The organism is Litorivivens lipolytica, assembly GCF_014191715.1.
GTDB lineage: Bacteria > Pseudomonadota > Gammaproteobacteria > Pseudomonadales > Spongiibacteraceae > Litorivivens > Litorivivens lipolytica.
This window is the reverse complement of record NZ_JACHWY010000001.1, coordinates 772,638-787,889: the sequence shown is the minus strand read 5'-3', so window position 1 is coordinate 787,889 and position 15,252 is coordinate 772,638. Positions and strand designations below refer to the sequence as shown.

12 protein-coding genes are annotated in these 15,252 nt (G+C 56.6%); 10 read left to right on the top strand and 2 right to left on the bottom strand.

The genetic code is table 11. The features are described 5' to 3' along the window. Window positions 1-2 precede the first annotated feature (2 nt). Complete coding sequence (locus tag FHR99_RS03615) at window positions 3-1,193, top strand: mechanosensitive ion channel family protein (RefSeq protein WP_183409177.1); 1,191 nt, start codon at window positions 3-5, stop codon at window positions 1,191-1,193. Further along, window positions 1,193-1,933 (top strand): S-methyl-5'-thioinosine phosphorylase, encoded by a 741-nt coding sequence (locus FHR99_RS03610; protein ID WP_183409176.1) that lies wholly within the window; start codon window positions 1,193-1,195, stop codon window positions 1,931-1,933. Before FHR99_RS03615 ends, FHR99_RS03610 begins: the two co-directional genes overlap by 1 nt. Here the strand turns inward: FHR99_RS03610 and FHR99_RS03605 are convergent. Then, window positions 1,923-3,083: a CsiV family protein gene (locus tag FHR99_RS03605; RefSeq protein WP_183409175.1), complete on the bottom strand. Its 1,161-nt coding sequence runs from the start codon at window positions 3,081-3,083 to the stop codon at window positions 1,923-1,925. The genes FHR99_RS03610 and FHR99_RS03605 overlap by 11 nt on opposite strands. Continuing rightward, window positions 3,080-6,514, bottom strand: coding sequence for a transcription-repair coupling factor (gene mfd, locus FHR99_RS03600; RefSeq protein ID WP_183409174.1), 3,435 nt, complete (start codon window positions 6,512-6,514; stop codon window positions 3,080-3,082). The genes FHR99_RS03605 and mfd overlap by 4 nt, the downstream gene beginning before the upstream one ends. A 248-nt stretch (window positions 6,515-6,762) precedes the next feature. On the opposite strand from mfd, the gene FHR99_RS03595 reads away from it, so the two are divergent. The 8 genes from FHR99_RS03595 to FHR99_RS03560 all read left to right on the top strand — a co-directional run bounded on the left by FHR99_RS03595 (window position 6,763) and on the right by FHR99_RS03560 (window position 15,237). Beyond that, window positions 6,763-8,232, top strand: coding sequence for a glyceraldehyde-3-phosphate dehydrogenase (locus FHR99_RS03595; RefSeq protein WP_343067363.1), 1,470 nt, complete (start codon window positions 6,763-6,765; stop codon window positions 8,230-8,232). Between the two features lie 165 nt (window positions 8,233-8,397). Beyond that, window positions 8,398-9,732 carry a Na(+)-translocating NADH-quinone reductase subunit A gene (locus FHR99_RS03590; protein WP_183409172.1) on the top strand — a complete coding sequence of 445 codons (1,335 nt, stop codon included), beginning with the start codon at window positions 8,398-8,400 and terminating at the stop codon, window positions 9,730-9,732. 2 nt (window positions 9,733-9,734) lie between these two features. Then, on the top strand, window positions 9,735-10,931 hold the full coding sequence (locus FHR99_RS03585; RefSeq protein WP_183410122.1) for an NADH:ubiquinone reductase (Na(+)-transporting) subunit B: 1,197 nt from the start codon (window positions 9,735-9,737) through the stop codon (window positions 10,929-10,931). Beyond that, window positions 10,924-11,706 carry a Na(+)-translocating NADH-quinone reductase subunit C gene (locus FHR99_RS03580; RefSeq protein ID WP_183409171.1) on the top strand — a complete coding sequence of 261 codons (783 nt, stop codon included), beginning with the start codon at window positions 10,924-10,926 and terminating at the stop codon, window positions 11,704-11,706. The genes FHR99_RS03585 and FHR99_RS03580 overlap by 8 nt, the downstream gene beginning before the upstream one ends. An 8-nt stretch (window positions 11,707-11,714) precedes the next feature. After that, the gene (locus tag FHR99_RS03575) at window positions 11,715-12,368 is read left to right on the top strand and encodes an NADH:ubiquinone reductase (Na(+)-transporting) subunit D (protein WP_183410120.1); all 654 of its coding nucleotides are present in this window, start codon (window positions 11,715-11,717) and stop codon (window positions 12,366-12,368) included. Next, window positions 12,369-12,977: an NADH:ubiquinone reductase (Na(+)-transporting) subunit E gene (nqrE, locus tag FHR99_RS03570; protein WP_183409170.1), complete on the top strand. Its 609-nt coding sequence runs from the start codon at window positions 12,369-12,371 to the stop codon at window positions 12,975-12,977. A gap of 21 nt (window positions 12,978-12,998) precedes the next feature. After that, window positions 12,999-14,222 carry an NADH:ubiquinone reductase (Na(+)-transporting) subunit F gene (nqrF, locus tag FHR99_RS03565; protein WP_183409169.1) on the top strand — a complete coding sequence of 408 codons (1,224 nt, stop codon included), beginning with the start codon at window positions 12,999-13,001 and terminating at the stop codon, window positions 14,220-14,222. Beyond that, window positions 14,215-15,237 carry an FAD:protein FMN transferase gene (locus FHR99_RS03560; RefSeq protein ID WP_183409168.1) on the top strand — a complete coding sequence of 341 codons (1,023 nt, stop codon included), beginning with the start codon at window positions 14,215-14,217 and terminating at the stop codon, window positions 15,235-15,237. Before nqrF ends, FHR99_RS03560 begins: the two co-directional genes overlap by 8 nt. The last annotated feature ends 15 nt before the right edge of the window (window positions 15,238-15,252 follow it).

Genomic DNA, 15,252 nt, shown 5'->3' with positions numbered 1-15,252 from the left:
CAATGATAGAAGAATGGCTGCAGAAATTACCGGGGGGAGACTACCCTTGGTTGTGGAAGGTGTTTATGGCGGTGCTGGCCACGGCCATCGTCAATTATTTGGTAGGGCGCGCGCTGAATCGCCTGCAAGTCCACTTGGAAAAGACCCACAACGTATGGGATGACGCGGTTCTAGCGTCGGTACGTCGGCCGGCGTACTGGATGATCTGGCTGGTGGGTTTCAGTTACGCGCTGCAATTAATTCTGCAGACCTCCGAAGCCGAGATTTTTACCCTGCTGAATTCACTGCGCTCTGTGATGGCCGTGCTGATCCTGACCTGGTTTTTGGTGGGGCTGGTGCGGGAAGTCGAGCAGCGCTTGCTGTCCGGTGAATACACTCGTTCCGATCAGCCCTTTGACCCGACCACGGTGATGGCGCTGGGTAAATTGGTCAAAACCGCCATTATTATCACGGCGCTTCTGGTGGTAATGCAGTCACTCGGCTACAGCATTACCGGGGTACTGGCCTTCGGTGGCGTAGGCGGCATCGCGGTCGGTTTTGCGGCAAAAGATCTGCTGGCGAATTTTTTTGGTGGTCTGATGGTGTATCTGGATCGTCCCTTTGCGGTGGGCGACTGGATCCGTTCGCCGGACAAGAATATTGAAGGCACCGTTGAAAATATCGGTTGGCGTCAGACCCGGATTCGCACCTTTGACCAGCGGCCGCTTTATGTTCCCAACGCAACCTTTACCCAAATCTCGGTTGAAAACCCCTCGCGGATGCTCAATCGTCGAATTTACGAAACGATTGGTCTGCGTTATGACGATGCGCGGCAGTTGCGCAGTATCGTTGATGAGGTGCGCAGCTATCTCGAACAGCACGATGAGATTGATCAAGGCAAAACCCTGATTGTGAATTTCAACAGTTTTGGCGCGTCATCGCTGGATTTCTTTATCTACACCTTTACCAAAACCACCAAGTGGGTTGAATACCACGCGATCAAGCAGTCCATCTTGCTCGATATTCTGGAAATCATTCACAAGCACGAGGCTGACGTGGCTTACCCCACATCGACGATCAAGTTGCAGCAGGAAACCGCGCAGCAGATTGAACAGCAGGCTGCAAACGGACGCGAAGGTGCCAGTGAATCCAAATCGAAAGCGGGCAGCGCAAAACAAGATGCAGACGAAAACAGCCACAAGGAAGCAGAGTAGTGAGTGACCTGATTGCCATTATCGGCGGCACCGGTTTGTGTGATTGGCAGGGGGCGGAGCACATTTCGTCTGAGCCGATAGAGACGCCATACGGTGAAGCCAGTGCGCCTTTGCGGCGTATGCGCTATCAAGGTAGCGAGTTTGTCTTCCTGCCAAGGCATGGCGACGGTCATAAGTTTCCGCCTCACAAGATTAACTACCGGGCGAATATCTGGGGTCTGAAGTCGCTAGGTATCAGTCAGGTTATTGCGGTCAATGCGGTGGGCGGGATTCATCCGGACTGCGGTACCGGTGCGCTGGTGGTACCGGATCAGATCATCGATTACAGCTACGGTCGCGAACATACGTTTTACGATGGCAGTGATGGTCGTCTGGATCATGTGGATTTGGGGGAGCCCTACAGTATGGCCTTGCGCCGTCGCATTCTGGCGGCGGGGCAGTCAGAGGGCGTCGCGCTGGTTGATGGTGGGGTTTACGCCTGTACTCAGGGGCCACGTTTGGAAACGGCCGCCGAAATTCAGCGCTTGAAGCGCGATGGTGCTGATTTGGTGGGGATGACCGCTATGCCGGAAGCCGGGCTGGCCCGGGAGGCCGGTCTTGATTACGCCTCCCTGTGCTTGGTGGTGAATCCCGCGGCGGGTCTCAGCAGTGAGCCGATTACCATGGACGATATCCAGAAGGTAATTGACTCCGGCATGCAAACGGTAAAGCAGGTGCTGGCGACTGCGGTCAGCGCATAGCCGTTTTATCGCTGGCTTTGCCGGTGATGGGTGTGATTTTGACGATCACACCAAACAGCGGATGGTCCAGATAATGCACCTCGCCACTGCGCATGCGCCGGTTTTGGCGCATGACGACGGTGCGTTCCACATAGTAGCTGCTGTCATTGGCCATCAGGACATCGAGGTTGCTGGCAGGGCGGTTCTGTTCGTTTTCCATCGCCATGTCATCCTCGGGAAGCGGATTCTCCTGCTCGGGTCTAAAGCCCGGGTCATTGACCGGGAAGGGGGTTGGCAGGGCGGGAAATTCCCGCCGTCGCGCCGCTTGCAGTTCTTCTTCACTGAGCTCAAAGCGCTGGGCTGACTGCAAAATGGCTGCGCCGCGGCCAAAGTCGCTCAGCCACAGGTCGGTATCAATGTGCAGGTAGCGCTCCAGTGCGACCTTGATATAGCCCTCCAATTCAAAGTGCTGGCCGACCGGGTCACCGCCCTGAATCAGAATGGGGGTGGCGCTGTCGCGGGGATTCAGGCGCTGTGGCCAAGAGCCGCTAAACAGCAGTCGATAGCGATGAGCGCCGCGAATCTTCTTAACCATGCCGGCAAATTCTGCGTCGCTACTCTCCTTGGCCAGAATAAACGGCAGCGGCGGTTTGGTAACGCCGTTGGACGTTGTTGTGCCGAGCGCGTTCGGGTCGCTCAGCAGCGAAGCCGCTTCTTCGACGGTCGCCTGGGCGCGGGCATTGGCCTGTTCCTCTGCAGATTCTGGGAAGCGCTCCGGATACAGCTCTTTACAGGCAGGGTCGAGAGCCTGTTGCACGCCGGCGGGGGCAGACGGTTCGCGGTAGTCGTCGGGATAACCCTCTCCGGAGTCAACCCGCTCGAGAATATCCAGTAGGCGGTTTTCACCGCTGCCAGCGGTAGCAGCGGGTGAGCACAGGTCAGCCAGAAATTTTTCGCGCGTTTTCAGACGCGTCAGACCTTTCGGGTAGCGCAGCTGCAGCTGGTTGCGCCATATTTCATCGTACTCGCCGGCATCGGTGCGGTGGGCAAAGACCGCCAGATGAATCTGGTACCAGCCTTCCAGCGCCTTGCTGTCAGGCGTTTCGGCGAGCAGGCTGTGACCGGAGAGTGTCAGCGCGGCAGCCAACAGGATTCGAGGGAAGATATTCATGCGGCGGGAGCGAGCTCTCTTATTAGGTTTTCGACAAACTGGAAGCGGGCCTCATTATCAGCCAAGGGTTCCGAGAAGCGCAAGGCGGTGGCGCCGTCGAGTCGATAACGGGCGGGTTTGGTCTGTACCAGCGTGACCAGGTTCGCAGGGTCGATTCGCGGTTCATCGGAGAATTCCAGACGACCGCCCTGTGCGGAGGCTTCCACCTTGAGTATCCCGAGCCGGTCGGCATCCAGTTTCAGCTTTGCCAGGCGGAACAGGTTTTTAGTGGGTTCCGGTAGCAGGCCGAAACGATCGATCATTTCCACCTGAAGCTCGCGCAGATCGTCTTCGCTGGTAGCGCTGGCTATGCGCTTGTAGAGAATCAGGCGGCCCTGAATGTCCGGCAGATAATCATCGGGGATAAGGGCGGGCAAGCGCAGATTGATATCGGTATTGGCCGCCGGTTTTTCCAGATCGACGGTGCGGCCTTCCTTGATGGCAGTAACGGCGCGCTCCAGCATTTCCATATAAAGACTGAAGCCCACGGCGCTGATCTGCCCGCTCTGCTCGTCGCCGAGCAATTCACCCGCGCCGCGAATTTCCAGATCGTGGGTCGCGAGCGTAAAGCCGGCACCGAGAGTGTCGGCTTCGCTGATGGCGGTCAGGCGTTTCTCTGCGTCCGGGGTCATTTGCCGCGCGGGCGGCGTCAGCAGATAAGCGTAGGCCTGGTGGTGGGAGCGCCCAACCCGGCCGCGCAGCTGATGGAGCTGGGCGAGCCCGAATTTATCGGCGCGCTCAATAATAATGGTATTGGCATTGGGAACGTCGATACCGGTCTCGATTATGGTGGAGCACACCAGCACGTTAAAGCGCTTGTGGTAGAAGTCGCTCATTACCTGTTCCAGATCGCGTTCGCGCATCTGGCCGTGGCCCACTGCAACCCGGATTTCCGGCACGGATTCCTGGAGCTCCCGCGCTGCCTTTTCAATGGTTTTGACATCGTTGTGCAGGTAATACACCTGTCCGCCCCGGAGGATCTCCCGGAGGATGGCTTCTTTTACCAGTGCGCTGTCGTATTCCCGGACGAAGGTTTTAACCGAGAGGCGGCGGGCTGGCGGAGTGGCAATTATGGACAGGTCGCGCATCCCAGACATGGACATATTCAGCGTTCGCGGAATAGGCGTTGCGGTCAGGGTAAGGATATCCACTTCCGCGCGCAGGGCCTTGAGCACTTCTTTCTGGCGAACGCCGAAGCGGTGTTCCTCGTCGATAATCACGAGTCCCAGATTGTTGTATTTCAGGTCGCTGCTGAGCAGTTTGTGGGTGCCGATCAGGATATCGATCTTGCCGGCGTTCAGTTTTTCAATAATGGCGCTCTGCTCCGCCTGACTGCGAAAGCGCGACACCACATCCACGGTAATCGGCCAGTTGGCAAAGCGATCCCGGAACGATTCAAAGTGCTGCTGGGCGAGCAGAGTGGTGGGCACCAGAACCGCCACTTGCCGGCTGTTTTGTACGGCGACGAATGCGGCGCGCATGGCCACTTCGGTTTTGCCAAAACCCACGTCGCCACAGACCAACCGATCCATCGGTTTGGGCGCCTGCATATCGCGCACTACGGCCTCGATGGCCTGTTCCTGGTCTGGTGTTTCCTCAAAGGGAAATTCACTGCTAAAGCGCAAGTAGTCTTCCCGCTCAAGTGGATAGGCATAGCCGCGACGGGCTTCGCGTTTGGCGTAAATGTCGAGAAGCTCGGCGGCGACATCACGAACTTTCTCGGCGGCTTTCTTGCGCGCCTTGGACCATTGGTCGGTGCCGAGTTTGTGGAGTGGGGCCGTCTCGGCGTCTGCGCCGCTGTAGCGGCTGATCATGTGCAGGGCGCTGACCGGAACGTAGAGCTTGGCGCCGTCGGCATATTCCAGTGTCAAAAACTCTTCGGTCTGGTTGTCGACATCGATGCTCTGCAGGCCCTGATAGCGGCCAACGCCATGATCGATATGGACCACCGGCGCACCGATGCGCAGTTCGGCCAGATTCTTGACGGTCTGGTCGGTGGTTGTCGTCGCCTTGCGACGGCGCCGGGACTGGGCCACGTGATGGCCAAACAGCTGGCTTTCCGCAACCGCGGCCAGCCTGTCGTCGCTCAGTACCACACCGTGTTCCAGTGCCGCGGTGGTGATACACAAAGCCTCCGCACCCGTCAGAAAGTCTTCCCAGCCTTTAACTTCTTTCGGTTTTAGCTTGTGGCGGCCAAGTAATTCCAACAGGGCTTCGCGGCGCCCGGCGGATTCGGCGCAGAGCAGCACCCGGTGCTGGGCGTTGAAACTGCGCAGCGCCGCGGCCGGGTCTTCATTGTGAGCATCAATCTGCAGCGCCGGGGGTGATGACGACGGCAGGTTGATATTGTCGCCCTCAATCGGCAAAGCTTCGCTGTGCAGCACAAGCTGCGGGTGCTTTTTCAGCTTGCCAAAGACCTCTTCAACCGCGAGGAAGATTTCCGCTGGGGTCAGCACGGGACGCTGCCGGTCGCCCTGGCGCTGTTCAAAGCGCTGGCGGGCGTCGCGCCAGAAGTGTTCGGCAGCGGCTTCTATACCCGCGCCGGTGGCGATGGTGGCGTCCTCGGGGAGGTAGTCAAACAGCGTGGCGCAGTCGTTAAAGAAGAGAGGTAAGTAGTATTCGATGCCGGCGGAGGGGATGCCGTCGCAGATATCCTGATACACCGGGCACTGGCGGTGATCCACATCAAAGCGTGCGTGCCAGCGGTCCCGGAAACTGCGGATGCCGGCTTCGTCGAGGGGGTATTCCCGCCCCGGCAGCAGGTCGATGTTGTCGAACTGGTCAATACTGCGCTGGGTTTCCGGGTCGAAGCTGCGCAGGGTGTCAATTTCGTCGTCGAATAGGTCAATCCGGTAGGGCACTTTGCTGCCCATGGGGAATAGATCGAGCAGGGCGCCGCGCAAGGTGTATTCGCCGTGTTCGTAGACCGTGTCGACATGGCGATAGCCGCTTTTCTCCAGCGACTGGCGCATGGCCTTGAGATCCAGAACCTCGCCCTTCGCCAGCCGGAGACTGTGGCCGCGAATATAGTCCAGTGGTGGCAGCCGGTGTAGCAGGGTGGTGACGGGAACCACCAGAACGCCTTGCCTCATTGTCGGCAGCTCCGCCAGGCAGCGCAGTCGCTCGGAAATGATGTCCTGATGGGGAGAAAAGACGTCGTAGGGCAGGGTTTCCCAGTCCGGCAGTAAGTGCACGGGCAGTTCCGGCGCAAAAAAGCGCAGTTCCTGCTCCATGCGATAAGCCGCCGAGGTGTTGTCAGTAATCAGCAGTACCGGCCCCTGACGCTGGCTGGCAATTTCGGCAATCGCCAGACTTTGGGCGGCGGCGTGGGCGGAGCCGAGTCGCAGTTTGCGACCGGCGCGAATCTGGAGGTCTAGACCGGTTGTCAGCACGTTAAGCGGGGTCTCTCAGCTTGTCCCTCGGGACTGTGGGTTGTTCAGGCGGGCCGCATTTTAGCCCGAGCGCCTCATAATTTCACAGAATGGTGTTGATTGGCCGGGTGAATGCGGCGCCGGGCGTGGCCCTCCGGGCGGTAAAACATAGGAATGTTGTCGTCAAACCCGTTGATCTGGTTGAACTCCGGGGCCGGAATAAAGATAATACGCGCACATTTTTCCGCGCAATCAACAGGGTACCCGCAGTGACCGAGAGAAAACGTGCACGTCCGGCCGATTATTTCGCTGATTGGAAGGAGCGTGAAGCGCTTGCAGAGGGTATGATCCCTCTGGTTGGCAAGCTTTACCGCAACAACAACGTCAAGACCTACATTTACGGTCAGGCTCTGGTCAATAAGTCGGTTCTGGAAATCATGCAGGCGCATCGCTTTGTGCGTCAGGTTGAACAGAACGAACTCTCCGAATTTGAAACCTTCCCCGTGATCAAGGCGCTGGCCGCGCTGGATCTGGGTACGGCCCATATTGATGCCGGTCGCATTGCTGTTGGTTATGAAACCGAAGGCAAGGCGCAGGGCGTTTCTGTTGATGAATACGTAAAAAGTCAGGTTTCGGACCTGATTGGCGCTTCTGCCGAGCCGACGCGCGAGCCGCGTGATGTGATTCTCTACGGCTTTGGTCGTATTGGTCGCCTGATGGCCCGTCTGCTGATTGAAAAAGCCGGTGGCGGCGAGAACCTGCGCCTGAAGGCGGTTGTGGTTCGCCCGAGCGGCAAGGAAGACGATCTGGTCAAGCGCGCCAGCTTGCTGCAGCGTGACTCCGTGCACGGTCAGTTCCGCGGCACTATCCGGGTAGATGAAGAGCGCAGCTCCTTTGTGGCCAACGGCAATGAGATCAAAGTGATCTACGCCGGCTCACCCCAGGAAATTGACTACACCGAATACGGTATTAAAGACGCTATCGTTGTGGACAACACCGGTAAGTGGCGTGACCGTGATGGTCTGTCCCAGCATCTGGCCTGCCCCGGTGTGGCCAAGGTAATTCTGACCGCGCCCGGTAAAGGCGATCTGAAGAATATCGTTTACGGTATCAACGATGGTGAAATCAGTGATGACGACGCGATCATTTCTGCGGCGAGCTGTACCACCAACGCCATCGCGCCGCCGCTGAAGGCGCTGGATGACGAATTCCAGGTGATCAACGGTCACGTTGAGACCGTACACGCCTATACCAATGACCAGAACCTGATTGACAACTACCACAGCGCCAAGCGCCGTGGTCGCAGCGCCCCGCTGAACATGGTACTCACCGAAACCGGTGCGGCCAAAGCAGTGGGTAAAGTGTTGCCCCAGATGCAGGGCAAACTGACCGGTAACGCTATCCGAGTACCGACGCCAAACGTTTCCATGGCGATCATGAAACTGACTCTCGGCCGCGAAACAACCGTTGAAGAGGTGAATGAGTACATGCGCAAGGTTGCGCTGCATTCGCCGCTGCGCAAGCAAATCGATTACTCAAACTCGCCAGAGGTGGTCTCCAGCGATTTCGTTGGGTCGCGCCATGCCTGTATCTACGATAGTGAAGCTACCATTGTGAATGGCAGTTCGGCAGTGATCTATTGTTGGTACGACAACGAATTCGGTTACAGCTGCCAGGTACACCGTATTCTGGAAAAAATGGCTGGCGTAGATTACGCCATCTACCCCAAAGAGAGTTAATTTCTGGGTGCGGTAAGTTGGGGAGCTTACCGTGCAGCAGCAACTCTCCGGCAAGTTTGCAGCGCAGCGGGTCACCGCTGGGCTGCTGAGTGTCGTCCCCCTCAAACGGTTGGCTCGTCCTGCGAGCCAATGGCTTTCGCATTAACAAGAGTGCTAGGCAGGCTGATGATCAAGATTAGTAAGGGTCTGGATTTGCCCATCACCGGCGCCCCGGCTCAGCAGATAGATGCTGGCCCGAAGGTTCGCACGGTCGCGGTGGTCGGTTTCGACTACGTGGGTATGAAGCCGACGATGGAAGTGTCGGTGGGTGATCGGGTTAAAACCGGTCAATTACTGTTTACCGACAAGAAAACCGCAGGTGTGCGCTTTACAGCGCCCGCGACCGGTGTGGTGTCCGCGATCAATCGCGGCGAGCGCCGGGTGCTGCAGTCTGTGGTCATCGACGTGGAAGACGACGACTTTGTCGATTTTGGCAAAGTGGAAGCGTCTCAACTGGAGACTCTTGAAGAATCGGCGGTTCGCAGCAAGCTGATCGAGTCCGGTCTGTGGACTGCATTGCGCACGCGTCCTTTCAGCAAGACGCCCGCCGTTGACGCCTCAGCGGCTGCGATTTTCGTCAATGCCATGGATACGCGCCCGCTGGCGGGTGACCCGCAGGTGGTGATTGCCGAGCAGCGCGACGATTTTGTTAACGGCCTGAAAGTTCTGTCGCGCTTGAACAGCAACCTGTTCGTGTGCAAGGCGCCGGGTGCTGATATCCCCGAAGCGGCGTCGGCCAAGGTAGAAGAATTCGCTGGTCCGCACCCGGCTGGTCTGCCCGGCACGCACGTGCACTACTTGCTGGGAGCCTCCAGCAAGAAAGTCGCATGGACAGTGGACTATCAAGACGTCATTGCGATCGGCAAGCTGTTCACCACTGGTCAATTGTGGACCGAGCGCGTGATCGCGCTGGCCGGCCCGCAGGTTGAAAATCCCCGTCTGATTCGCACCCGCGTTGGCGCGCACTTGGACGAGCTGGTCGCCGGTCAGGTCAAACCCGAAGACAACCGTGTTATTTCCGGTTCGGTACTGGGCGGTCGCACCGCGCGTGGCCCGGTTGCCTACCTCGGTCGCTTCCATAATCAGGTCAGTGTGCTGAAAGAGGGCACCGAGCGTGAATTTATGGGCTGGCTGTCGCCGGGTACCCAGAAACACTCCACGCTGAAAATTTACCTGTCCCAGTTTGCGCCAAAGCGTCTGTTCAACTTTAGCACCAATACCAATGGTAGTGAGCGTGCCATGGTGCCGGTAGGTGTGTATGAAAACATCATGCCGCTGGACATTCTGCCGACTCAGCTGCTGCGTTCACTGATCGTGGGTGACACCCAGATGGCTCAGTCACTCGGCGCACTGGAGCTGGATGAAGAAGATCTCGCGCTGTGCACCTACGTGTGCCCAGGCAAATACGAATATGGTCCGATTCTGCGTGAGAACCTCACGCGTATCGAGCATGAGGGTTAATGATGGGGCTGCGAAAATTACTCGATTCGATGGAGCCGCACTTTCATAAGGGCGGTCGCTACGAAAAGTGGTACGCCCTCTATGAGGCGGTTGATACCATTTTCTATTCACCCGGGTCTACCACCAAGACCACCGCTCATGTGCGAGACGGCATCGACCTGAAACGCATCATGATTACGGTCTGGTTCTGTACCTTCCCGGCCATGTTCTTTGGTATGTGGAACGTGGGCTACCAGGCCAACTCCATTCTGCTGGAGACCGGTGCTGCGATGAACGCCGACTGGCGCACACCGCTGATCGCCGCGCTGGCTGGCAATGATCCGGCCAGTTTGTGGGATAACTTCTGGTACGGCTTCTGGTACTTTGCTCCGGTTTACTTCGTCACGTTTGTAGTGGGCGGCTTCTGGGAAGTCCTGTTCGCCATGAAGCGCGGCCACGAAGTGAATGAAGGCTTCTTTGTTACCTCTATTCTGTTCGCGCTGACCTGTCCGCCCACAATCCCGCTGTGGATGGTGGCACTGGGCATCACCTTTGGTGTGGTCGTCGGTAAAGAAGTCTTTGGCGGTACTGGCAAAAACTTCTTGAACCCGGCGCTGACCGGTCGTGCTTTCCTGTTCTTCGCCTACCCGGCGGCCATGAGTGGCGACGCGGTATGGACAGCAGTTGATGGTTACACCGGCGCGACTGCACTGTCGATTGCGGCCAGTGAGGGCGTAGCCACGCTGCAAAACACCTTCAGCTGGTGGGATTCTTTCCTAGGTACCATCCCGGGTTCTATCGGTGAAACCTCGACGCTGGCGATTCTGATTGGTGGTGCCTTCTTGCTGTGGACCCGCATCGCTTCCTGGCGCATTGTTGCCGGTGTGATGATCGGCATGGTGGCGCTGTCATCCCTGTTCAATGCCATCGATTCCACCAACCCAATGTTTGCACTGCCCTGGCAGTGGCATCTGGTGGTTGGCGGTTTTGCCTTCGGCATGATCTTTATGGCAACCGACCCCGTATCGGCGTCCATGACCAATACCGGCAAGTGGATCTTTGGTGCCCTGATCGGTGTGATGGTCGTTCTGATTCGCGTCGTGAACCCGGCATTCCCGGAAGGCATGATGCTGGCAATTCTGTTTGCCAACCTGTTCTCACCGCTGATCGACCACTTCGTTGTCGAAGCAAATATCAAACGGAGGCTCGCGCGTGGCTAGTAACGATACCATCAAGAAGACGCTGGTAGTCGCCGTTGCTCTCTGTATCGTCTGCTCACTGGTGGTTTCCAGTGCAGCGGTACTGCTGAAGCCGGCCCAGGTCAAAAACAAGGCGCTGGATCGCAAGAGCAACATTTTGGCGGCCGCCGGTATGCTGGAGCCGGGTCAGAGCAGTGCGGAAATCGAGGAGGTCTACGCCTCCAAGATTACTCCGCGCATCGTCGATCTGCAGCAGGGCACTTATACCGATAAGTTCGACCCGAAAAACTTTGAGCAGCGCAAAATAGCCAAGGACCCGAACACCTCGGTTGAATTGAGCGATGCAGAAGATCAGGCCAATATCTCTCGCCGCGAAAATTACAGCATTGTCTATCTCGTAGAGAAAGACGGTGAGTTGGACAAGATCATCCTGCCGGTACACGGTTACGGTCTGTGGTCCACTCTGTACGGATTTCTGGCACTGGAGTCTGATCTCAACACTGTAGCGGGTTTTGGCTTCTACGAGCATGGCGAAACGCCCGGCCTCGGCGGTGAAGTAGATAACCCCAAGTGGAAGGGCCTGTGGCCCGGTAAAGAAATCTATGAAGACGGTGAAGTAGCGATTAAAGTCGTGAAGGGCGCCGTTGATCCGGGCGCCAACAATGTTGAGCACAAGGTCGACGGCTTGTCCGGTGCGACTCTGACCAGCAACGGTGTCACCAACCTCGTGCAGTTCTGGATGGGTGAAATGGGCTACAAACAGTTTCTGGCTAACTTGAAGTCAGGGGAGGCGTAATCGTGTCGATGAAGGAAACCCTTACGGGGCCAGTATTCAACAACAACCCGATTGCCCTGCAGATTCTTGGCATCTGTAGCGCGCTGGCGGTTACCTCCAGCCTGAACGTCACACTGGTTATGTGTGTATCGGTTATTGCCGTTACCGCATTCTCAAACCTGGCGGTATCAAGCATCCGTCACCATATTCCGAGCAGTATCCGTATTATCGTGCAGATGGTCATCATTGCTTCTCTGGTAATCGTGGTGGATCAGGTGCTCAAGGCCTACTTCTTTACCATCAGTAAGCAACTGTCGGTATTTGTCGGTCTGATTATTACCAACTGTATCGTTATGGGGCGCGCTGAAGGTTTTGCCATGAAGAATGGCCCAGTGGCGAGCTTCATCGACGGTATCGGCAACGGCCTTGGCTACAGTGTGGTTTTGCTTTTCGTTGCTTTCTTCCGCGAGCTCTTCGGTTCCGGCAGCCTGTTCGGTATTCAGATTCTGGAAACTGTCAACAACGGCGGCTGGTATGTACCTAACGGTATGATGCTGCTTCCCCCGAGTGCTTTCTTCCTGATTGGCTTTTTCATCTGGGGACTGCGGGCTTGGAAGAAAGATCAGGTGGAAGAACCTGAATTCAAGATCTGTTCTAACACTCGTGCGCAGGAGGCCGTGTAAATGGAATACTATCTGAGCCTCTTTATTCGCTCGGTTTTTATCGAGAACATGGCCTTGGCCTTCTTCTTGGGCATGTGTACCTTCCTGGCAATCTCGAAAAAAATTCAGGCGGCACTGGGTCTGGGGATCGCGGTTATCGTGGTACTGACCATCACTGTACCGGTGAACAATCTGATCTATACCAACCTGCTGGCTGACGGCGCACTGGCCTGGGCCGGTTACCCAGATGTGGACCTGAGCTTCCTCGGTTTGCTGAGCTACATCGGTGTTATCGCGGCGATTGTTCAGATCATGGAAATGTTCCTGGATAAATACGTGCCTGCGCTCTACAGCGCGCTGGGCGTGTTCCTGCCACTGATCACCGTAAACTGCGCCATCATGGGTGCCTCGCTGTTTATGGTAGAGCGTGACTACAACCTCGCTGAGTCAGTGGTTTACGGCGCTGGCGCCGGTACCGGCTGGGCGTTGGCGATCGTTGCGCTGGCCGGTATCCGTGAAAAAATGAAATACAGTGATGTACCCGAGGGCCTGCGCGGTCTGGGTATTACCTTTATCACTGTTGGCTTGATGTCGTTGGGCTTTATGTCCTTCGGCGGCATCGATCTGTAACCGAGGGGAGACTGACGTAGTATGAATACAGTAATCGTTCTCGGTGTCAGCATGTTCACGGTAGTGGTGCTATCGCTGGTTGCCGTGATCCTGTTTGCCCGCTCGCGTTTGGTGAGCTCTGGCAATGTGAACATCGAAATTAATGGCGAGAAAACCATAACGGTTCCGGCTGGCGACAAGCTGCTCGGTACCCTGGCCTCCAACAACCTCTTCCTGGCATCTGCCTGTGGTGGCGGCGGTAGCTGTGCCCAGTGTAAATGCATCGTGGAAGAGGGCGGTGGCTCCATGCTGCCGACCGAAGAAGCTCACTTTACACCACGCGAAGCCCGCCAGGGCTGGCGTCTGTCCTGCCAGACTCCGGTCAAGCAGGATATGAAAATCGAGATTCCGGAAGAAGTCTTCGGGGTTAAGCAGTGGGAGTGTACGGTTGAATCCAACCCGAACGTCGCCACCTTTATCAAAGAGCTGACCCTGCGTCTGCCAGAAGGTGAAAACGTCGACTTCCGCGCCGGTGGTTATGTGCAGCTGGAATGTCCGCCGCACCTGGTTAAATACAAGGATTTTGATATTCAGGAAGAGTATCTGGATGACTGGAAGAAGTTCGGTTTTCTGGATCTGGAATCCAAGTGCGACGAAACAACCATTCGCGCTTACTCCATGGCGAACTACCCTGAAGAAAAGGGTCTTGTTAAGTTCAACATTCGCTGTGCTACGCCGCACCCGAGTGACCTGACGGTTCCACCCGGCATCATGTCGTCCTGGGTGTTTAACCTGAAGCCCGGTGACAAGGTGAAAGTCTACGGTCCGTTTGGTGAGTTCTTCGCCAAGGAAACCGATGCGGAAATGGTCTTTATTGGTGGTGGTGCCGGTATGGCGCCCATGCGTTCGCACATCTTTGACCAGCTCAAGCGCCTCAGCAGCACGCGCAAGATCTCTTTCTGGTACGGCGCCCGCTCTATGCGCGAAGCCTTCTACGTGGAAGAGTTCGACAAGCTGGCGGAAGAGAACGAGAACTTCACCTGGCATCTGGCCCTGTCTGACCCACTTCCTGAAGACAACTGGAATGGCCTGAAAGGCTTTATTCACCAGGTACTCTACGATAACTACCTGCGTGACCACCCGGCGCCGGAAGACTGCGAGTTCTACATGTGTGGACCGCCGATGATGAACGCCGCCTGTATCAAGATGCTGGAAGATCTCGGTGTCGAGAAAGAAAACATTCTGCTGGACGATTTCGGTGGCTGATTTCTTCAAACGCCTTATGCAAGGAGCAGCTCTCGGGCTGCTCTTTTTCGTTCTGGCAGGCTGTGATCGTTCGCCTGACGTTGTCCAGCTGCAGGGTGAGACCATGGGCACCCGGTATCAGGTCACACTGCTGCCACCGAAGGGTTTTGATGACGACGAAGCTCAGGAACAGCTTGATGCACTGTTGGATATCTTCAATCAGATTGCGTCGACCTATGAGCCCAAGTCAGAAGTCAATGCGCTGTCGGCCATGCCGCTGGATGAGTGGCAGGATATCAGTCAAACCTTATCTGAGATGCTTCTGATCAGCCTTGAGGTCAACTGGCTGACCGGCGGTGCCTTTGATGTCACCGTGTCTCCCTTGGTGGATCTTTGGGGGTTTGGCGCCGAGCGTCGGCCGCAGCAGGTTCCAGCAGCATCGGCGATAGAGGCCGCACTGAAAGAAACCGGTTTCAAGCATATTCAACTGGATCTCACGGAACCGCGAATCAAGCTAAAGCAACCGGTTATGGTTGATCTGTCCGGCGTAGCCAAGGGCTACGGTGTAGATATCGTAGCGGAATGGCTTGATCGTCAGCAGGTTGCAAATTATCTGGTGGAAATCGGAGGTGAAATCCGTGCTGCCGGTAAGAGCCCGCGGGGTGACGATTGGCGAGTCGGCATTGAAAAGCCGAAAGGCCTAGCAGGCGGTGTGCAACAGGCGATTCGCGTTAATGGTGTTGGCCTCGCGACGTCGGGTGACTACCGCAATTATTTCGAGGAAAACGGAAAGCGCTATTCCCATACCCTTGATCCCAAAACCGGTTACCCGATAGATCACACTACGGCCTCGGTTACGGTGATCGCGGAAACGGCGGGCTATGCAGATGCGCTCGCGACCGGCTTTCTGGTGCTGGGCGCTGACAAGGCTCTGACGCTGGCGGAGACCCACAATCTCGCGGTTTATGTGATCGAAAAAACCGATGCGGGTTTTTCGACTCGCTGGAGCAAGGCATTTGAACCCTACCTCGATTAAGGCGTATGGTAGGGC